Annotated in this window: 18 protein-coding genes; 7 read left to right on the plus strand and 11 right to left on the minus strand. The window is 72.5% G+C overall.

What is annotated here, in order from left to right; translation table 11 throughout:
• Window positions 1-17: 17 nt before the first annotated feature.
• The 3 genes from galT to AC3E6M_RS12685 all read left to right on the plus strand — a co-directional run bounded on the left by galT (window position 18) and on the right by AC3E6M_RS12685 (window position 3916).
• The gene (gene galT, locus AC3E6M_RS12675) at window positions 18-1193 is read left to right on the plus strand and encodes a galactose-1-phosphate uridylyltransferase (protein ID WP_490530102.1); all 1176 of its coding nucleotides are present in this window, start codon (window positions 18-20) and stop codon (window positions 1191-1193) included.
• Window positions 1190-2353 (plus strand): galactokinase, encoded by a 1164-nt coding sequence (galK, locus tag AC3E6M_RS12680; RefSeq protein ID WP_490530103.1) that lies wholly within the window; start codon window positions 1190-1192, stop codon window positions 2351-2353. Before galT ends, galK begins: the two co-directional genes overlap by 4 nt.
• A 102-nt stretch (window positions 2354-2455) precedes the next feature.
• On the plus strand, window positions 2456-3916 hold the full coding sequence (locus AC3E6M_RS12685; protein ID WP_490530104.1) for a carboxylesterase/lipase family protein: 1461 nt from the start codon (window positions 2456-2458) through the stop codon (window positions 3914-3916).
• Between the two features lie 76 nt (window positions 3917-3992).
• On the opposite strand, the gene AC3E6M_RS12690 is transcribed toward AC3E6M_RS12685, so the two are convergent.
• From AC3E6M_RS12690 to AC3E6M_RS12715, 6 genes are all read right to left on the minus strand, one after another.
• Complete coding sequence (locus tag AC3E6M_RS12690) at window positions 3993-4982, minus strand: LLM class F420-dependent oxidoreductase (protein ID WP_490530105.1); 990 nt, start codon at window positions 4980-4982, stop codon at window positions 3993-3995.
• Between the two features lie 116 nt (window positions 4983-5098).
• Window positions 5099-6352, minus strand: coding sequence for a hypothetical protein (locus AC3E6M_RS12695; protein ID WP_490530106.1), 1254 nt, complete (start codon window positions 6350-6352; stop codon window positions 5099-5101).
• Window positions 6349-7503 (minus strand): hypothetical protein, encoded by a 1155-nt coding sequence (locus AC3E6M_RS12700; protein WP_490530107.1) that lies wholly within the window; start codon window positions 7501-7503, stop codon window positions 6349-6351. The genes AC3E6M_RS12695 and AC3E6M_RS12700 overlap by 4 nt, the downstream gene beginning before the upstream one ends.
• The gene (locus tag AC3E6M_RS12705; RefSeq protein ID WP_490530108.1) at window positions 7500-8306 is read right to left on the minus strand and encodes a heme ABC transporter ATP-binding protein; all 807 of its coding nucleotides are present in this window, start codon (window positions 8304-8306) and stop codon (window positions 7500-7502) included. Before AC3E6M_RS12705 ends, AC3E6M_RS12700 begins: the two co-directional genes overlap by 4 nt.
• Window positions 8303-9430: a FecCD family ABC transporter permease gene (locus AC3E6M_RS12710; RefSeq protein ID WP_490530109.1), complete on the minus strand. Its 1128-nt coding sequence runs from the start codon at window positions 9428-9430 to the stop codon at window positions 8303-8305. Before AC3E6M_RS12710 ends, AC3E6M_RS12705 begins: the two co-directional genes overlap by 4 nt.
• Window positions 9427-10533, minus strand: a complete 1107-nt coding sequence (locus AC3E6M_RS12715) for a heme/hemin ABC transporter substrate-binding protein (protein ID WP_490530110.1) — start codon at window positions 10531-10533, stop codon at window positions 9427-9429. The genes AC3E6M_RS12710 and AC3E6M_RS12715 overlap by 4 nt, the downstream gene beginning before the upstream one ends.
• Window positions 10534-10669: 136 nt before the next feature.
• Here AC3E6M_RS12715 and AC3E6M_RS12720 point away from each other — a divergent pair, with 136 nt between their 5' ends.
• Window positions 10670-12493, plus strand: coding sequence for a hypothetical protein (locus tag AC3E6M_RS12720; RefSeq protein ID WP_490530111.1), 1824 nt, complete (start codon window positions 10670-10672; stop codon window positions 12491-12493).
• A 64-nt stretch (window positions 12494-12557) separates the two neighbouring features.
• On the plus strand, window positions 12558-13571 hold the full coding sequence (locus AC3E6M_RS12725) for a WxL protein peptidoglycan domain-containing protein (protein WP_490530112.1): 1014 nt from the start codon (window positions 12558-12560) through the stop codon (window positions 13569-13571).
• Here the strand turns inward: AC3E6M_RS12725 and AC3E6M_RS12730 are convergent.
• The 5 genes from AC3E6M_RS12730 to AC3E6M_RS12750 all read right to left on the minus strand — a co-directional run bounded on the left by AC3E6M_RS12730 (window position 13559) and on the right by AC3E6M_RS12750 (window position 17930).
• Complete coding sequence (locus AC3E6M_RS12730; RefSeq protein WP_490530113.1) at window positions 13559-14212, minus strand: biliverdin-producing heme oxygenase; 654 nt, start codon at window positions 14210-14212, stop codon at window positions 13559-13561. The genes AC3E6M_RS12725 and AC3E6M_RS12730 overlap by 13 nt on opposite strands.
• 37 nt (window positions 14213-14249) lie before the next feature.
• A complete protein-coding gene (locus tag AC3E6M_RS12735; protein ID WP_138177687.1) occupies window positions 14250-14564 on the minus strand; it encodes a DUF2470 domain-containing protein in 315 nt (104 codons plus the stop codon).
• A gap of 182 nt (window positions 14565-14746) precedes the next feature.
• The gene (locus tag AC3E6M_RS12740) at window positions 14747-15709 is read right to left on the minus strand and encodes a DNA methyltransferase (protein WP_490530114.1); all 963 of its coding nucleotides are present in this window, start codon (window positions 15707-15709) and stop codon (window positions 14747-14749) included.
• Window positions 15706-16755: a lipoate-protein ligase LplAB gene (gene lplAB, locus AC3E6M_RS12745; RefSeq protein ID WP_490530115.1), complete on the minus strand. Its 1050-nt coding sequence runs from the start codon at window positions 16753-16755 to the stop codon at window positions 15706-15708. The genes AC3E6M_RS12740 and lplAB overlap by 4 nt, the downstream gene beginning before the upstream one ends.
• 326 nt (window positions 16756-17081) lie before the next feature.
• On the minus strand, window positions 17082-17930 hold the full coding sequence (locus tag AC3E6M_RS12750) for an alpha/beta fold hydrolase (protein ID WP_490530116.1): 849 nt from the start codon (window positions 17928-17930) through the stop codon (window positions 17082-17084).
• A gap of 117 nt (window positions 17931-18047) precedes the next feature.
• On the opposite strand from AC3E6M_RS12750, the gene AC3E6M_RS12755 reads away from it, so the two are divergent.
• Both AC3E6M_RS12755 and AC3E6M_RS12760 read left to right on the plus strand, forming a co-directional pair.
• Window positions 18048-18509: a MarR family winged helix-turn-helix transcriptional regulator gene (locus tag AC3E6M_RS12755; RefSeq protein WP_138176195.1), complete on the plus strand. Its 462-nt coding sequence runs from the start codon at window positions 18048-18050 to the stop codon at window positions 18507-18509.
• Window positions 18510-18514: 5 nt separating this feature from the next.
• A complete protein-coding gene (locus AC3E6M_RS12760) occupies window positions 18515-19894 on the plus strand; it encodes an MFS transporter (protein WP_394529670.1) in 1380 nt (459 codons plus the stop codon).

Here is a 19894-nt window from a genome sequence, read left to right on the forward strand (position 1 = left end):
GAATGTAGCGTGTTATCGTGAACACGGACAGCCCCACCGCAGTGGCGCTCGGCGCCGGAGTCGTCAAACGCCCCACGCGCTTGGCCGACGGCCGCGAGCTCATCTACTTCGACGATGCCGACACGACGCTCGGCCCCGAACGCTCCGTCGACGCCCGCACGCTCGCCCCGCGGCCCGCCACGGCGACGATGCGGCAGGACATCCTCACGGGCGACTGGATCACCGTGGCATCCAATCGTCAGAATCGCGCGTTCCTTCCGCCGGCGCACCTCGACCCGCTCGCTCCGCAGACGCCGACGAACCCGTCCGAGATCCCCTCGCGCTACGACGTCGCCGTGTTCGAGAACAAGTCGCCGTCGTTCGGACCCGCGCTCGACGTCGCCACCGCCGACGCCCCGGCCGCGAGCGATCCGCCGCGCGACGACGACGACCTCGAGCACCTCGGCCTGGGGCGCACTCGCACCTCCGTCGGGCGGTGCGAGGTGGTCTGCTTCAGCCCCGAGCACGAGGGCTCGTTCGGCACGCTGTCGCGCACGCGCGCCCGCACCGTCATCGAGGCGTGGGCCGACCGCACAGCCGCGCTGTCGGCTCTGCCCGGCATCCGGCAGGTCTTCCCGTTCGAGAACCGCGGGCAGGAGATCGGCGTCACCCTCCCCCACCCGCACGGGCAGATCTACGCCTACCCCTACGTCACCCCGCGCACGCAGCGCCTGCTCGACACCGTCGCCCGCACCTCGCCCGACGTCTTCGCGCGCATCCTCGAGTTCGAGGGCGCCGGCGAGCGCGTCGTCCTGCGCGGCGAGCACTGGACGGCGTTCGTGCCGTTCGCGGCGCGCTGGCCCATCGAGGTGCACGTGCTGCCGCACCGCCACGTCGCCGACCTCGCCGAGACGACGGAGGCCGAGCGCGACGAGCTCGCCCCCTTCTACCTGCGGCTGCTGCGCGGCATCGACGCGCTGTACGACACCCCCACCCCGTACATCGCCGCGTGGCACCAGGCCCCGGTCGACCGCGCACGCGACAGCGTGCGGGTGAACCTGCAGATCACGTCGCCCCGCCGCGCCGCCGACAAGCTGAAGTACCTCGCCGGATCCGAGTCCGCCATGGGCGCGTGGATCGGCGACATCACCCCCGAGGCCCAGGCCGACCGCCTGCGCGCCGCCCTCGAGACCATCCCGGAGGTGACGGCATGACCGCCGTCGACGACGCCCGCGCCCTGCTCGCCACCCTGACGGATGCCGCTCCTGCGGGGGTCTGGTCGGCGCCGGGCCGCGCCAACCTCATCGGCGAGCACACCGACTACAACGAGGGCTTCGTCCTGCCGTTCGCGATCGCGCAGCGCACCGCCGCCGCGGTGGCCCTCCGCTCCGACGACGTGATCCGCGTGCGGTCGACCTTCGCCGACGAGGCCGTCGAGGTGCCGCTGTCCGAGCTCGACGCCCGCATCGCCGCCGGCGGCCTCGACTGGGCGGGCTACCCGCTGGGGGTGGCGTGGGCGCTGCGCGCCGCGGCCCCGGATGCCACGCCCCGGGGCGTCGACATCGCCCTGGCGTCGGAGGTGCCGGTAGGGGCGGGCCTCTCGTCGTCGGCCGCGATCGAGGGCGCCGTGGCCTCCGCCCTCAACGACGTGTGGGGCGCCGGTCTCGACAAGGTCGCCCTCGCGCGCGTCGGCCGCACCGCCGAGAACGACGCCGTCGGGGCCCCCACCGGGATCATGGACCAGATGGCCTCGATGCTCGGCGTCGCCGACTCCGCGACGTTCCTCGACTGCCGCACGCTCGAGACCCGGCCGGTGGCCCTGGGCTTCGCCGAGGCGGGTCTGGAGATCCTCGTCGTGGACACGCTCGTCGAGCACGCCCACTCCTCGGGCGGCTACCGCGAGCGCCGCGCCTCGTGCGAGAAGGGCGCCGCCGCCTTCGGCGTGCCCGCCTTGCGCGACCTCACCGTCGACGATCTGCCGCGCGCCGCCGAGATCCTCGACGACGTCACCTTCCGCCGCGTGCGGCACATCGTGACCGAGAACCAACGCGTGCTCGACACCGTCGCCGCCCTCGACGCCGACGGCCCGCGCGCGATCGGCGACCTGCTGACCGCGTCGCACGTGTCGATGCGCGACGACTTCGAGATCTCGGTGCCCGAGCTCGACCTCGCCGTCGAGACGACGCTGGCCGCGGGCGCCCTCGGCGCGCGCATGACCGGCGGCGGCTTCGGCGGCGCGGCGATCGCCCTGATCCCCGCCGACCTCGTGCCCGCGGCGACCGACGCCGTGCACGCCGCGTTCGCGGCATCCGGATTCCGCGCCCCGAACGTCTTCACCGTGACGCCGTCGCAGGGCGCGCGCCGCGACGCCTGAGGCCGCAGGCCGAGCGCGTGAGGCGCCAAGATCTGTCGCCCTGCGCACTCGCCAGGTGACAATTCTTGGCGACTCACGCGGATGGCACGAGAAGATGGGGCGATGGATGCCAAGGACCCCGCCGTCGCCACCACCCGGGGCCGCGTGCGCGGGTTCGCGCGCGGCGGGACGGCGGTCTTCCTCGGCATCCCGTTCGCCCAGGCTCCCGTCGGAGCGCTGCGGTTCGCCGCTCCGCAGCCGGCCACCCCGTGGGAGGGCGTGCGCGACGCCACGGAGTACGGGGCGACCGCCCAGCGCGGCGACACGGGCATCACGCTGATCCCCGAGCCGAGTGTGCCCGGCGACGCGACGCTGAACGTCAACGTCTTCGCGCCCGCCGGGGCGACACCGGATGCCGCTCTCCCGGTGCTCGTGTGGATCCACGGGGGCGGGTTCACCTCGGGGTCGCCGGCGAGCCGCTGGTACGACGGTGACGCGTTCGCGCGCGACGGTGTCGTGACGGTGGTCGTCTCGTACCGGCTCGGCTTCGACGGGTTCGGGCACATCGACGGCGCCCCGTCGAACCGGGGTCTGCGCGATCAGATCGCCGCTCTGGAGTGGGTGCGCGACGAGATCGCCGCCTTCGGCGGAGACCCCGCGCGGGTGACGATCGTCGGGCAGTCGGCGGGCGGCGGATCGGTGCTGGCGCTGCTGGCCTGCCCCGCGGCATCCGGACTGTTCCGCGGGGCCATGGCCGTCTCGCCCGCGATCGGGGCCGTCACCGCTCCGGCCGCGCGCCGGTTCGCCGAGCGGATCGCAGCCCTCGCCGGGGTGCCGGCCGACCGCGACGGATTCGCGCGCCTCCCCGAAGAGCATCTGCTCGAGCTGCAGCAACGGGCGCAGAAGCCGACGGGACGACCGCGGCTGTCGGGCCTCACCACGCTGCTCGACGACGGGCTGCCGATCGGCCCTGTGGTCGACGGCGACATGCTCCCCCGCGCGCCGCTCGACGCCCTCGCGGACGGCGCCGCCGCGGACGTGCCGCTCGTGATCGGCGCCACGGACGACGAGTTCACGATGCTCACGGCGCGCTGGCGGAAGCCCTTGCGCCTGGTTCCGGTGCCACTGGCTCTCGCGGTCCTGGGCCTCGGGCGCTCCCGCCGTCACGCGTACCTCGCCCGGTCGCGGCGGCGCGGATCGGCGGCCCTCCTGGGCGGCTACGTCTCGGATCGCGTCATCCGTTCGGTCGTGCTCCGCACGGCACGCGCGCGGGGAACCGCCCCGACGTGGGTCTATCGCTTCGCGTGGCCGTCACCCGCGATCGGCTTCGCCTGCCACTGCCTCGACGTGCCGTTCTGGTTCGACCACCTCGACGCCGGCGGGGTGGCCGCGATCGCCGGTGAGGCGCCTCCGACGGACCTCGCCGCCGCCATGCACGCGGCGGCGGTGGCCTTCGTCCGCGACGGCGACCCCGGCTGGCCTGCGTGGGATGCCACGACCCGCCGCGCGCGGGTCTTCGACGCCCCGGCATCCACCCCGCCCGTCGAGCCCGACGCGTACTCGGATGTCGCCCCGCTCGTCTGACCCGCAGGTCGCGTGAGGGGTCAAGAACTGTCGCTTCGGCGCGCCGGAGGCGACAGTTCTTGACCCCTCACGCGCCTTAGGCGCGGAGAGCGGGGACCACCTCACGCTCGAACAGCGAGATGCCCGAGGTGTCGTACGCGGCCTCGGGGAAGTACTGGATGGCGTAGCCGAGGCCGTGGTCGGCGCGCGCCCGCAGGCGCTCGACGATCTGCTCGGGCGTGCCGAACGTGTCGGAGGAGCGGTAGTCGGCCTCGATGGCATCCGCCCGCTCGTCGCCGACGTGGGGACGCAAGCGCGCCACGACCGCAGCCAGACGCTCGTCCGCCTCGGCTTCGCTCTCGGCCACGATCGTGTTGAAGTTCGTCGAGCGGGTGATCTCGCCGAAGTCGCGGCCGAGGGCCTCGCAGTGGCCGCGGAGGACCGCGGACTTGTGGTCGAACTCGTCGAGCGAGCCGCCGAAGTTCGTGTACGACGCGTACTGCGCCGCGATCTTGAGCGTGACCTTCTCGCCACCGCCCGCGATCCAGAGGGGGATGCCGCCGGACTGCAGCGGCTGCGGCTGGACGATCGCACCGTCGACGTCGTAGTACGTGCCGGCGAGCGTCGCCGAGCCGGTGGTCCAGGCCTGGTGCATGATCTCGACGCCCTCGCGCAGGCGCCCGAGCCGCTCGGCGATCGGCGGGAAACCGTAGCCGTACGCGCGCCACTCGTGCTCGTACCAGCCGCCGCCGATGCCCATCTCGGCGCGCCCGCCCGAGATCAGGTCGACGGTCGCCGCGACCTTGGCGAGGTAGGCCGGGTTGCGGTACCCCATGCACGTGCACATCTGCCCGAGACGCACGCGGTCGGTGACGGCGGCGAACGCGGCCATCAGCGTCCACGCCTCGTGCGTGGCCTCGGCGCTCGGCACCGGCGTGGTGTGGAAGTGGTCGTAGACCCAGATCGAGGCCCACGGCCCCTCGTCGGCGCTCTGGGCGAGCGCGCTCATCGCGCGCCATTGGTCGGCGGGGTCGATGCCCACCAGATCGAAGCGCCAACCCTGCGGGACGAAGATGCCGAATTCCATGGGCTTCACCCTAGACGCGCCCGGCGACATCGACGCGGGTCTCGGCCGTTCTCGGCAGCCCACGGCCGCGAGACTGCACCGCGCTGACAATTCCCCGGCGGCCTGCAGGGGGAATGTCAGCCGGTTGCTGTCTCGCGGCCCGAGACCGAACGCCGCGCGGCCACCGCACCGGAACGCTGCCACGGCAGCGCCCGCATCATGCTCAGCACGGCGATGATCGCCAGGCTCAGCGCGGCCGCGGATCCGAGGAACGGCAGCACGAGAGGCGACATCGCCCCGCGCGCGTCGGGCACGAGCCCCGGCCCCTGGGGCTGCGTCGTCAGGGGGGCGTTGGCCGCGAGGAACGACAGAGCGGGTGCGGCCGGGTCGAGCGCCGAGGGGGCGCGTCGCAGCGGGTTGTTCGCCGCCGCGGCCGCCGACACACCCCCACCGGATGCCGCCGGCACGGCGACCGGGGCATCGGCGTCGTAGCTGACGGTGAGCGCAGTCGCCGGCTTCGCGGCATCCCGGACTCCGCCCGTCGTGAGCCAGTACCCCTGCTGACCCGTCAGACGGTGGAAGTCGACGAACGACTGCGGGAACGATCCCCAGTGGGCGGCGTTCGCGTTGGAGCGCGCGATCTGGCCGCCCCCGGCGGTCGCGACCCCGAGGTACTCGGGCGTCACCGAGAACCCGCTCTCGGCGGACACGGCGGCGGAACGGAGGTCGGCGAGCACGACCTCGCGCGGGGCGATCGACGTCCACGCCGTCAGGTCGTCCATCGACGTCCCGTACCCGCCGGCACGCCCCACGAGGCGCCCGTTCCCGGACGCGTCGAGGGTGAGCACGGGATCCGTGACGCTCCAGTACGTCATCCCGCCGTAGAAGGCCACGGTGAACGAGCCCGCCCAGCGGATCTCGACCGCCCCGTCACGACGCGTCCCCGTCCCCCCGTCGATCACGACCTGGTTCCCGGTGGTGCTCGACGTCGACGAGGCCGACACGGCGGCCCCGCGCGGATCCCGGCACTTCGTGTCCCACGATGCGGTCGTCCATCCGCCGTCGGCGGTCGGCTTCTCGATGCGGACGGCGCCGTCCTGCGCACGGTAGAGGCCGTCGCCCTCCCGCCACACCCGGGCACCCCCGGCGTCGCCGGCGAGCCCGGCGCTGAGGAAGTTGCATCCGCCCGCGAACGCCCCTCCCCCGGACTCGGCGTTCAGTCCCCACCGCAGCTGCGCATTGCGGATCATCCCGTCGCCTGCGGCCGGACCGCCGGGTCCGGGGACGGTGACCACGATCTCGTCGGGTCCCGCTGCTGCGGCCGGAGACGCCCCGACGCCCAGGGCGACCGCGACCGCGAGGGCCGCGCGCAGCAGACCCCGGCCCCTCATGACCGGGCCCCCGTCGCAAGCGGCTCCGCGGGGGCTTCCGCGGGACCGCCCGCGGGCTCGCGCGGCGCCTCGCCCGGCGCCGGAGAAGAGCCGGATGCCGCCCGCCGGGCGCGACGTCGCGCGCGTGCCCGCACGAGGGCCGTCACGACGCTCGCGATCACCAGCACCGCCGCGAGCGCGACGCACCCGAGCATCATCACGATCGCCCAGGTCGGCACCGTCGGCGTCGTGGCGACGACCTCGACCGTTCCGCCCGTGACGCTCACCTCCGCCTCGGCCACGCTCCCCGATCCCGCACCGCGCAGCGTGATCAGGTGCGTCCCGTCGCGGATGTCGCGGGGAACGGGCAGCGCGGCGGCGACTTCGCCGCGGGCTCCCGCCGTGAGCGGCCCTACAGCCGTCAGCCCGCCGTCCAGCGACGCCACGACCTGCTCGCCCGGAGTGAAGCCCTGCCCCGTGAACACGATCGACGACCCCGCCGCGACGGTCGCCGACTCGACGCCGACGCGCACGGCACCGGCCGCACCCCCGGCATCCGTCGGAGCGGCGGGAGATCCGGATGCCGCCCCCGCGGCGACCGTCCCGAACGAGACGGGTGTGAAGGTCTCGTTGTTGGCGTTCTTCACCCCGTGCGCGCCGATCGTGATGATGCCGCACGTGGTGCGCCGGCAGTCCACCGAGGTCACGCGTCCCTCGCGATCCTGGCTCTCGAACACGGCCCCCGGGACCACCATGGCCACGGTCCACGACCCGTCTGCGCCGATCGTGCCGTTCGCCGAGCTCTCGGTCTGACTGCCGGGGAAGGCGAGGAAACGCTGGAAGCCGTTGTTCTCTGCCGACTCGGCGTCCGGCACGTACCGGTAGTCCTCGCCGACCAGACCGCCCGCACTGGGGCGCCATGAGCCTCCCGCGGGGTCGTCGACCCAGCCGAACAGCACGTACACCCCGCCGAAACCGTTGGCGACGGATTGGAAGCCGGAGCCCGAGACGGTGACCTCGGTGGCGTAGTCGGGCGACACGGTCGCACTGCCGTCGGGGCCGGCGATCGACACCCCGCCGACCGCCGCAGCGGGGTCGGCGGCGGCGAGCAGGCCGCCGAAGGCGAGGGCGAGGGCGGTCGCGGCGAGGGGGACGCGAGGGGAGCGGGTCATTCGGGGGCTTCTCCGGTGTCGAGGGGCGGCGGTTCTTCGGCGGTGGCGAGCACGATCACGGTGCCGCGCGGGCCGTCGAGGACGTCGATCGGATGGCGGTACACCCGCGTGAGGACATCGGGGTCGAGGACCTCGCGCGGCGGACCCACCGCGGCCAGGCGCCCCGCCTCGAGCAGGGCGATGCGGTCGGCGTACGCCGCCGCGAGCCCCAGGTCGTGCAGCACGACGATCGCCGCTCCGCCCCGCCGCACGCGCTCCCGCGTACGGGCGAGCACGCGGTGCTGATGGCGGATGTCGAGGCTCGCGGTGGGCTCGTCCAGCAGCGCGATGCCGCACTCCTGCGCGTAGGACCGGGCGAATGCCGCCCGCGCCCGTTCCCCACCCGACAGCGAGGTCACCGGGCGTTCAGCGAAGGCCGTCACCTCGCCCGCCGCCAGCGCGTCCGCCACGGCGGCATCGTCGCGGTCGGACTCCGGATGCCGCCGCCACGGCGCGCGCCCCATCCGTACGACGTCGTGCACGACGAACGGGAACGACACCTCGTTGCTCTGGGTCAGCACCGAACGACGGCGGGCCCGTTCGGCCACGGGCCACTCCTCCAGTGCCGCGCCGTGGAGTTCGACGACACCGCTGCGCGCGGCGCGGTCGCCGGCGAGGACGGAGAGGAGAGTCGACTTGCCCGCACCATTGGGGCCCACGAGAACGAGCATCTCGCCGGCCGACAGGTCCAGGTCGATGTCGTCGAGCACGCGCCGCCCCGCGACGTCGACCGACACCCCGCGCACGCGCATCACCGGCGTCATCCCCATCCCCCCGATCGGCGTCGGGTCCGACGCAACAGCCAGAAGAAGAACGGGCCGCCGATGAGCGCGGTGAGCATGCCGATGGGCAGGTCCGAGCCGGGCACCGCGGTGCGCGCGACGAGGTCCGCCGCCAGGAGCAGCGCGGCTCCGCCGAGCGCGCTGGCCGGGGTGAGCAGGCGGTGGCCGGGGCCGAGCAGCATGCGCATCAGGTGGGGCACCACGAGACCGACGAAGCCGATGATTCCGCAGAAGGCGACGGCGGCGCACGTGAGGAGCGCGACCACCACGATCGCCCCGACGCGCAAGAGCTCGACGCGGACACCGAGGTGCTCGGCCTGACGCTCGCCGAGCGCCAGCAGGTCGAGGGAGCTCGAGAGCAGCAGGCACGCCGCGATGCCGACGATCGCGAGCGGCGCGACGATCGCGAGGTCGCTCCAGCGGGTGCCGTTGAGCGACCCGAGCTGCCAGAAGACGATCTGCTCGCGCTCCTGGGTCGACCCGAGGAACGTGAAGAGCGCGATCGCCGCGCCGCCGACGGCGTTGACCGCGATGCCGGTGAGCACGAGCGTGACCACCTCGGTGCGTCCGTCGGCCCGGGCCGAGGCGTATACGACGACCGTGGCGGCGAGGCCGCCGGCGAAAGCGAGGACGGGCAGGGTCACGGGCCCGAGGAAGGTGAGACCGAAGACGATGGATGCCGAGGCCCCCACCGCCGCGCCCGACGAGATGCCGATGACTCCGGGCTCGGCCAGCGGGTTGCGGAACACGCCCTGCATGACGACGCCCGCCGTCGCGAGCGCCGCCCCCACGAGGACCGCCATGAGCAGCCGCGGCACGCGGATGAGCCACAGCGTCGCCTCGCCGTTGACGTGCGCCATCGCGACCCCGGGCGGCACGGCGAGGGCGTCGAGGCCGACCGCGCGCACCGCGTCGTTCCAACCGCGCGCGAACGCGCCGAGCACCTGGTCGGGCGGGATCGAGAGCTGGCCGCTCCCGGCGGAGACGACCGCGAGCACGACCAGCGCCAGCGCAAGGGCGGTGAACACCGCGGGCGCCCGACGCGCGGCGCGGCGCACCGGGGCGGCGGCGTCCGCGCGGGTCGCCTCGGTGACGGCCGCGCTCACCCCGCGGCCTCGGGCGCGTAGACGGCGACGGCGAGCGCGTCGAGCACGTCGGCGGAGGCGGGACCGAAGCTCAGCACCGTCGTGTCCGACATGTCCACGATGCGGCGGTTGCGGCCGGCGTCGGTCTGCGCCACGGCCGGGAGGCGTTCGACGAGCCCGTCGACTCCCCCCACCGATTCGAGGCCCTTCGTCATCATGATCAGCAGGTCGGGGTTGGCATCCACGAGCGCTTCATCGGTGAGGGGGCGCATGCCCCGCCATCCGATCTCGCCCGCGACGTCGATCCCCCCGAGCGCCTCGATGAGGCTGTCGGCGCCGGACTCCTCGCCGAAGAGGTAGTAGACCCCGGACTGCCCCCGCACGTAGAGGAACATCATGCGCAGGCGCCGTTCGGGATCGGCGGGTGCGACGTCGGCGATCTGGGCGATCTTCGCGTCGACGGCCGCGGTGCTGCGCGCGGCGAGCGCGGCCGCGCGGTCGGGCACGCCGAGAGCGGCGCCGACCTGCTCGACGAGAGTGCCGATGGAGGCCAACGACCGGTGCGAGTCGACCACGACGACGGGGATGCCGGCATCCCGCATCTGCAGCACCGTGTCCCATGGACCGAGGCTCGTGTCGGTGAGGATCACGGTGGGCGCGGCGTCGAGGATCGCCTCGGCATTGAGGTCGTGCCCGTTCTCGGTGACCACGGGGAGGCCGGCGGCCTCGGGGAAGGCGCTCGAGGTGTCGCGGGCGACGACGGAGTCACCCAGACCGAGCTCGAACACGATGCGCGAGAGCGAGCCGTAGATGTCGAGGGCGAGGATGCGCGAGGTGTCGACGACCGTGACCGCGGAGCCCTGCGCGTCGGTGACCGTGACCGGTAGTACCTGCGCGCCCTCGGTCACCGGGACGATCGCGGACGCGGCAGCGACGGCGGTCGACGGACCCTGCCACGAGAGCGGATCGGCGAGGGGCGTGACCTCTGCGAGCGGCGGCGTGGCCGGTGCGCCGTCCGCGTGATCGAGCTCGCCCGTCGTGCAGGCCGCCAGGCCCAGCGTGGCCGAGACGATGAGAGCGAGTGCCGCGAGGGCGCGGGGATGACGAGACAAAAGGACCTCCAAGTGAGGTGAGCCTATCCTTAACTTTACCTGGATACCGACTTCGTGCTTAGGTAAGCCTAACCTGTCCTCTCGCCCTCGCCCGGGGGCGACCGACGCCTGCCGTCGGGACCTCTCGAGGACGGAGAAGGGAACGAACGTGGACTCTCCAAACCCGCGTGGACCGTGGCTGGGACGCGCCTCGACGGCACTCCTCGCCACCGCAGCGCTCACTCTGGGAGGCGCGCTCGCGAGCGCTCCGGCATACGCCGCCGACACGACGATCGACGGTGCCGTGTTCCGCTGGGGCGTCAACGCCGAAGCGAACTCCGCCGCCTTCGCACCCGGCACCGTCAACCTGCTCTCGGCGGGGATCATCACCGCCTCCTCGTCGGCCGACCGCGTCACGACGGCCAACTGGAAGCAGAGCGACGGCAACACCAGGATCCTCAAGCTCCAGTCCGACGGCAGCTATGCCGACGCGACGTTCGCGGGACTTCGCACGGATGCCGCGGGCACCACGATCACCTCCGGCAACGGGCTGAACTCGGGGCACATCGCCGAGATCAGCGGCGGCACGGGCACGGTCGACGTCGCGGCGAACACCGCCGTCATCCAGTGGTCCGGCTCGTTCACGTCGGCGTTCTACTCGGGGATGACCCGCTCGTGGATCACGGACCCGAAGCTGACGGTCGCGGCCGACGGCACGGGAACGGTCACCGCCACCCTCGGCGGGTACGGCACCTCGATGGATGACCCCGACAAGTTCGAGAACCTCACCCCCGCGACCGACGTCGTCATCGCGACGCTCACCGGCGTCGACGTGACCCCCACCGGCTTCACCGTCACGCCCGACTACCTCGGCCGCACGATCACGGTGCCCTCGGGTTCGGTCGCCCAGGTCACGACGGGCGCGAACGCCGGCGCCTTCCCTCAGTCGTTCGTCGACTTCCAGGTCAAGACCGGGCAGGGATCGTACTGGTACTCCTCCGGTGGTGCCGCCGATTCCCGCAAGCCGGCCAGTCCCCTCTCGATCGCGTATACGGCAGCGCCGACGTCGACCACGCCGACGGTCACCGTCTCCCGGACCAGCGGCCTCGCGCAGGGCGAGACCGTGACGGTCCGCGGCTCCGGCTTCCTGCCCGCGGGAACCGCCACCAACGGCACCCGCCCGCCGCTGGCGGGGCAGTTCAGCGGCGCGTACGTCGCGTTCGGCAAGTTCGCCGACGTGTGGAAGCCCTCCGCGGGCGCGCCGTCCTCGGCGCGCACGGTCATCGCACAGCGCTGGGCCCTCCCCGCCGCGAGCATGTCCACCGTGGGCGGCGCGAACGCCGGCGCCATCGAGCTGACCTCGGACGGGACGTTCGAGGTCGATCTCGCGCTGACCACCACCGAAGCGCAGAACCTCGCCGCCGGGACGTTCGGCATCTACACCTACGCCGGCAGCGGCGCGGTGCACGCGCCGTTCGAGACCTTCACCCCGATCGCCTTCTCGTCGGCCTCCGATGTCGTCGTCGAGGTCCCCGCGTGGGTCGACAACCCCACCGGCGCCTTCGGGTGGGCCTTCGAGGGCACCGCGCCCGCCGACCTCGGCACCGCCGTGCAGGACGGCGCGAACTTCGTGGCATCCGGTTCGCTCAATCCGGTCGTCGTGACCGACACGCGCGCGGGCGGATCGACCCCCTACAGCTGGAGCATCTCGGGCCAGGTGAGCGAGTTCGCAACGTCGTCGGGAGAGACCTTCTCGGGCGGCTACCTGGGCTGGAAGCCGAAGCTCGTCGCAACGGACGCGGCGACGGTGACCGGCGGCGCCGAGGTGACCTCCACCCGGCTCGGCGGAACCGGCCTCGGGTCCTCGCGCGTGCTGGCATCCTCGACGTCAGCCGTGAGCGCGAAGGTGGGGGCGGACCTCGCGCTCGTCATCCCCGGCACCACCGCCGCCGGCGACTACCGCAGCACGCTCACCATCACGGCGCTGCAGTAACACCCGCACCGGGGCCCCGGCGATCGCCGGGGCCCCCACTCGTCCCTCGATCGAAAGACCTCTCGTGCCCGCATCCCTCCGCCTCCCCTCGCTCGCTCTCATTGGGGCCCTCGCCCTGGCCTCGGCCCTCGCGCTGTCCACCGCCCTCGCGCCGGGGACGGCCCGGGCCGCCGACGGCGGCGGCGTCGCGTGGTCGGTGCAGACGGCGGACAATGCCCACGGCACCGGGCGCGGCAACTTCACGTACGCCGTCGAGCCCGGCGCGGTGATCTCGGACACGATGATCGTGGTCAACACGGGCACCGAACCGCTGTCCCTCGCGGTCTACGCCGCCGACGCGTTCACCGCCTCCACCGGCGAGATCGACGTCCTCGTCGACGGCGCCCCGTCCGCGGACGCCGGTACGTGGGTCGCGGTGAACACCCCCGCGCTGGAGCTGGCGCCCGGCCACACCGCCGACGTCCCCTTCACCGTCACCGTGCCCGCCGATGCCCGCCCGGGCGATCACTCCGCGGGCATCGTCACGTCGCTGACATCGCAGGACCCCGCGAACGCGCTCTCGGTCGATCGTCGCCTGGGCACGCGCCTCACCGTCCGCGTCGCCGGCGACCTCGTCCCCGCGGCGTCCGCGACCGCGGTCTCGGCCCGCTACGACGGCTCGTGGAACCCTTTCGAGTCGGGGCGTCTCACCGTGAGCTATTCGTTCGAGAACACCGGGAACACCCGGCTCACCGGACTCGAGACGATCGACACGTCCGGGACCGGCGGACTGTTCGGCACCCGCACTCCGCCCCTCCGGATCAGCGAGGTCCTCCCCGGTTCGACCATCGACGTCGTGCGGGAGGTGCCGGTGTTCTCGCTCGGGTGGGTCGCCGGATCCGTCACCGTCGCCCCCGAGGGGGTCGGCCTCGGCGCCGGCACCGTCGAGCCGGTCGCGCTCGCCTTCTCGACGCCCGCGGTGCCGTGGAGCCTCTACGCGCTCATCGTCCTCGTGATCGCCGCCGTCGCGGCCGCTCTCGTCGCGGGGCGTCGGCTCCGTCGCCGCGCGCGCCCGCAGACGCCGCCTCAGGCCGTCTGAGCGGCTTTCGCGCGCGCCAGGTCGGTGAAGAGGCCGGTGTTGAACCGGTAGGCCACGAGCACTTCGTCGATCACGCGCTCCTTCTCTTCGTCGTCCCACGGGGCGGCATCCAACTGCTCCCGGTACACGTTCTTGAACGCCTCGGGGTCGGCGATGTCGCCGAAGAGGTAGAACCCGACGCCGTTGGTCTCGAACCCGAAACGCCGCTGCATGAGACGCCCGATGAAGAGCCCGCCGGACAGGTCGCCGAGGTAGCGCGTGTAGTGGTGGGCCACGAAGCCGCCGGGCCAGGTCGCCGCGACCCGGCGGATGCGCGCGACGTACGCCTCGGTCGTCGGGAGCGGTGAGATCCGTTCGCGCCAGTCCGCACCGATCAAGAACTCGAGGTCGGCTTCGATCGCGGGCACGCGCGTGAGCTTGTCGCTGAGGAACACGGATGCCACGGGGTCGACGCGCATGCGCTCGGTCGCCTCTTCGAGCGCGGCGTAGATGAACCAGTGCTGGGCGACGAGCGCGACGTAGTCCTCGCGCGTGCCGGAACCGTTCATGAGGTCGGTCATGAAACCCGCGCCCTCGCTCGAAGAGTGGGCGGCGCGCGACCGCTCGCGCAGGGCGGTGGAGAACGGGATGACAGCACTCATGCGGCCATCATAAGGCAAGGTTAGGCTCGCCTAACCTTCAATCTCCGTGGGGGCGCGGGGTGATCCCGAGCCGACGGCATGCCTCGTCGTACAGCGCGACGATCTCGCGCCGGACCTCACGCCGCTCGGTGATGGGACCCCCCGGCCACGGCACGCGCAGCTCGACGGTGGCTCCGTCGTCCCCGACGACCGACCACTCGCCCGCGTCGCCGTCGAACCCCGTCATCCGCGCCGATGCGACCGCCCGCACGGGGCCGAAGGCGCGCGCAACGAGCACGTTGTCGTCGAGGTGGTCGTCGTTCATGTGGGCGAGGACGGCCTGCTGGATCTCGGGGGCGAACGCATACGTCATTAGGCAAGCCTAACTTCGCCCCGGCGCGTGGCCGGCCCGCCACGGCCCGCCCGCACACCGATCCCGCGAGACTGCATCCGACTGACATTTCCCCTGCAGGCTGCAACGGAGATGTCAGCGCGATGAAGTCTCGCGGCCCCGACAGCGGCGCGGCTCAGCCGCGTCACCGCGGCCGGCGCGGCTCAGCCGCGGTACGCCGCCAGCCGCTTGCGCATCACCGCGACGGCGTCGGCGTTGTCGTCGATGAGCACCGAGTGGCGGCCCAACGGAGCCGCGACCGCGCCGAGCGTGCCGCTCCCGGCGAACATGTCGAGCACCCGGTCGCCGGGGCGGCTCGAGGCCTGCACCATCCGGCGCAGCACGCCTTCGGGCTTCTGCGTCGGGTACCCGGTCTTCTCGCGCCCCGTCGTCGGCACGATCGTGTGCCACCACACGTCGGTGGGGAGCTTGCCCCGCGCCGCTTTCTCGGGGGTCACCAGCCCGGGGGCCATGTAGGGCTCGCGATCGACGGCGTCGGAGTCGAAGAAGTACCGCGACGGGTTCTTCACGTACACGAGGATCGTCTCGTGCTTCGTGGGCCACCGCCGACGCGTCTTCGCGCCGTAGTCGTAGGCCCAGATGAGTTCGTTGAGGAACCGCTCCCGCCCGAACAGCGCGTCGCACATGACCTTGGCGTAGTGCACCTCGCGGTAGTCCAGGTGCAGGTACAGCGTGCCGTCGTCGGCCAGCAGACGCCAGGCCTCCTCGAGCCGAGGCTCGAGGAACGCCCAGTAGTCGTCGAACCGGTCGTCGTACGTACGCAGGTCGCCGCGCAGCCGTGCGTACTCGCGACCGTGGAACCCCCGCTGCACGACCGGCACCGGAGCCGGCTCGTCCTCGTCGGGGAAGACGAGCATGCCCGGGTCGGCGGGCTCTTCGGATGCCACGATCACCGGCTCTTCGGCATCCGGGGCCTCGTCGACCGGCGGCGTCCACCGCGCCGACTCGACCGCTTTGGAGCGGGTGCGCCCCGTGTTGAACGGTGGGTCGAGGTAGACGAGGGTGAAGGAGGCGTCGGGGAGCGTGGCGGTGACGGCGAGGTTGTCGGCGTGGTGGATCTCGACGGAGCCGTGATCCCACACGCCCGCCAGGGTCTGGACGCTCACGGAACGCGCTGCAGCCACGCGTCGGTGGCGAACTTGGCGGCCACGAGAGCCTCGGCCTCGGCATATTCCTCTTCGGTGATATGCCCCGTGGTCGCCCCGTACAGGGTCGTGAACGTGTCGATGAACCGCTGGATGACGGCATCCCGGGTCAGGCCCGTCTGACTGCGCAGCGGATCGACGCGCTTCGCAGCCGAAACGGTGCCCTTGTCGCTGAGCTTCTCACGGCCGATGCGCAGCACCTCGGTGAGCACCTGGCCGTCCATGTCGTAGCTGAGGGTCGCGTGGTGGAGCACCCCGCCGTTGGCGAGGCGCTTCTGCGCGGCGCCGCCGATCTTGCCGTGGGGCCCCGCGATGTCGTTGAGCGGCTGGTACACCGCGTCGATGCCGAGCGAGCGCAGCGCCTGCAGCACCCAGTCGTCGAGGAACGCGTACGAATCGGCGAACGTCATGCCCGCCACGAGCGACGCCGGAACGTACAGCGAATACGTGACGATCGAGTTCGCGGCCATGAGCATCGCCCCACCGCCCGAGATCCGGCGGACGACGTCGAAGCCGTGCTTCGCGGCCCCCTCGGGGTCCACCTCGTTGCGCAGCGACTGGAACGAGCCGATCACGACGGCGTTCTCGTTCCACTCCCACAAGCGCAGCGTGGGCTTGCGCAGGCCCGCGCCGACGCGGGATGTGAGCACCTCGTCGAGCGCGAGGTTCATCCGCGGCGAGACGGGGGCGTCGTGCACGACCTCCCACTCGAAGTCGCCCCAGCCCGGCGCGGTCACGAGCGCGCGTCGGATGGCGGTCGCCACCGACTCGGGCGTGAAGCCGAGCAACTGCGCGCCTTCGGGCAGCGCCGCGCGGATGGCGGCGGCGATCGTCGGGACGTCGGACTCCACCGGCAGGCCGTTGACCGCCGCGTCGATGTCGTCGAGGGCGTCGTCGGGCTCGAGGAAGAAGTCGCCCGCGAGGTGGAACCCGGAGATCCGGCCGTCACGCTCCTCGAGGTCGACGACGACCAGCTTGCCCCCGGGGACCTTGTACTCGCCGTGCATGCCTCCAGCCTACGGCGGCAGGGGGTCGCACCGGGATGCCGCGGCCCCGCCCCGTCACCAGAACAGGCCGTGCACCCGGCACAGGCCGAAACCGCGCGGATCGTCCTGTTCCCGCGGCATCCCCTGTTCTCAGCCCCCGGATGCCACGCCACCCGCGCCCCGCCGAGCCCCCACGACCCGTCACCAAAACAGGCGACGCACCCAGAACAGGCCGAAACCGCGCAGATCGCCCTGTCCCCGCGGCATCCCCTGTTCTCAGCCCCCGGATGCCACGCCACCCGCGCCCCGGAACCCCCAGCCCGCCGCCCCGCGCCCCCGCGACCGGCTCAGCCGCGAGCGGGGAACCGGGCGTCGAGCCAGGCGAGCAGGTCGGCGCGCACGTCGGCCTGCTGCACCTCGGCGAAGATCTCGTGCCGGGCGCCGGGGTAGACGAGGGTGGTCACGTCGGTCAGCCCCGAGCGGGTGCGATACGCGTCGGCCAGGCGATGCACGCTGCGCGGACCGCCGACGGTGTCGTCGCGCCCGACCATCAGCAGCATCGGGATGTCCTGCCCCAGGTCGCGCCGCGGGCGGCCGATCAGCTTCGCGGTCTCGACCGGGCCGAACAGCCGCAGCAGGGGCGTCGAGGTCGTCAGCGGATCGGCGACGAAATCCCGCCCGACCTGCTCGTCGCTGGAGAGCCACTCCATGCCCGAGCCGCGCACGTGCTTCCACGGCGCGTTGAGGTCGCCGGAGTTCAGCGCACCGGGCCAGCGCAGCGCCGATCCGCTGAGGACGACCGCGTCGAAGGCATCCGGATGCCGGTCCACCAGCATCTGCGCGAGGAACGAGCCCCACGAGTGACCGAGGAGCACGAGCGGAAGATCGGGGTGCGTCTCGCGGATCATCTGGCTGAGGGTCCACACGGCGTCGCGCGCGGCCCCGAGCCCGCCGGGACCGAGGCGTCCGAGCTTGCCGTGGTCGCCGCCCCACTGCCGCAGCCCCGTGCGGCCGTGGCCGCGGTGGTCGTCGGCGTACACGGTGTAGCCGTCGGCGACGAGCGCCGCGATGAGGGCACCGTACCGACCGGCGTGCTCACCCACCCCGTGCAGCAGCTGGACGACCGCCCGGGGCTCCTCGGCTTCGTACACGTCGTAGACGATGGAGATGCCGTAGGCGTCGACGAACTCGGGCATGCGCCGAGTCTAGGGGCGAGCCCCGGATGCCGCGGGCTGGATCCGCGCGGCGAAAACAGGGGATGCGCCGAACAGACCGTTAGCAAGACTAATGAGCTATGCTAACTATCGAGCACCATGAACGAACGCGTCGACGAATCCCCCCTCTCCGACTCGCGTGACGACTTCAGCGCCGCCGCCTCCGAACTGAGAATGGCGACGTTCCGTCTCGCCCGTCGCCTGCGCGCACAGCGCGCGATCGACACCATGAGCGACGGACAGTTCGCGGTGCTCGCCGCCCTCACGCTCCACGGCGAGCACACCCTCGGCCAACTCGCCGACCGTGAGCGTGTGACGGCTCCGTCGATGAACCGCACCGTGTCGCTCCTCGAGGAAGCGGGCTACCTCTCGCGCACCCCGGACGACGACGACCGCCGCAAAGTGACGATCGCCCTGACGGATGCCGGACGCCTCGTCGTCGACGAGACCGTGCGGCGTCGCGATGCCTGGCTCGAAGGAGCGCTGGCCTCCCTCGACGACGACGAGCGGCGGACCCTGGCCGCAGCAGCCGAGATCATGCGAAAGGTGGCAGACACATGAGTGCGATGTTCCGCTCGTTCTCGGTCTACAACTATCGCGTCTGGTTCATCGGCGCGCTCGTGTCGAACATCGGCGCATGGATGCAGGCCACGGCCCAGAACTGGGTCGTGCTGACCGAACTCACACCGAACGACGCCGCCGCGATGGGCGTGACGATGGCGCTCCAGTTCGCACCGCCGCTGCTGCTCGTGGGCGTCACGGGATGGGTCGCCGACCGGTTCGACCGGCGCAGGCTGATCATGTGCACGCAGAGCGCGATGCTCCTGCTGGCCGTGACGCTCGGCATCCTGCTCGTGACGGGAGTCATGACGCTGCCGCTGATGTTCGTGTTCGCCCTCGCACTGGGCGTGATCACCGCGTTCGACAACCCCGCCCGCCAGGCGTTCGTCTCCGACCTCGTCGCGAAGGAGAACGCCTCCAACGCCGTGGCCCTCAACGCCGCCTCGTTCAACACCGCGCGCCTGATCGGCCCGGCGGTGGCGGGACTCATGATCGTCGTCGTCGGCACGGGCTGGGTGTTCCTCACCAACGCCGTGACGTTCCTCGCCATGATCGGCGCCCTGCTCCTCATGCGACCCCACGAACTGGTCGTCCACCACCGCCGCGGCGGCCCCGCGCGCTTGGCGGACGGGTTCCGGTACGTCGCGAAGCGCCCCGACCTGGTCGTGATCTTCGCGATGGTGTTCCTCCTGGGCGCCTTCGGCATGAACTTCCCGATCTTCGCCTCGACGATGGCGCTGGAGTTCGGGCGCGGCGCGGACGGCTTCGGCCTGCTGAGTTCGTTCGTCGCGATCGGGTCCCTCGCCGGGGCCCTTCTCGCCGCGCGCCGCGACCGCGCCCGGATGCGCGTGGTGATCCTCGGGTCCGGCGGCTTCGCCGTGGCATCCACGCTCTCGGTCTTCGCCCCCAGCTACGGCACCTACGCCGCCACCCTCGTGCTCACGGGGTTCTGCGTCGTGACGATGCTGACCACGGCGAACGGCTACGTGCAGACCACCACCGACCCGGCACTGCGCGGCCGCGTGCTCGCGTTGTACATGGCGATCCTGCTGGGCGGGACGCCCGTCGGCGCCCCCGTGGTCGGCTGGGTCGCCGACGAGTTCGGACCGCGCACCGCGATCGGCCTCGCCGCGGTCGTCGCGTTCGTGGCGTGCGGCATCGGGGTGGCCTGGACGCTGGCGTCGGGCCGCGTCCACCGGCACGACACGAAGCGGTTCCGGCTCACGCTCGACGAGACGCGTCCGATCACGACGATCGCGCCCGAGCCCGAGGACTTCAGCGACGAGATCGCCGGCACGACGCCGATCCCGTTGCCCTCCACGGAGCGCCCGCCGCGCGGCAGCGCGCATCCGCGTCCGGCCTCCCCCGCACGCCCCTCCGCGTAG

This window comes from Microbacterium sp. SCPM-O-B-15248 (M128) (assembly GCF_058214835.1).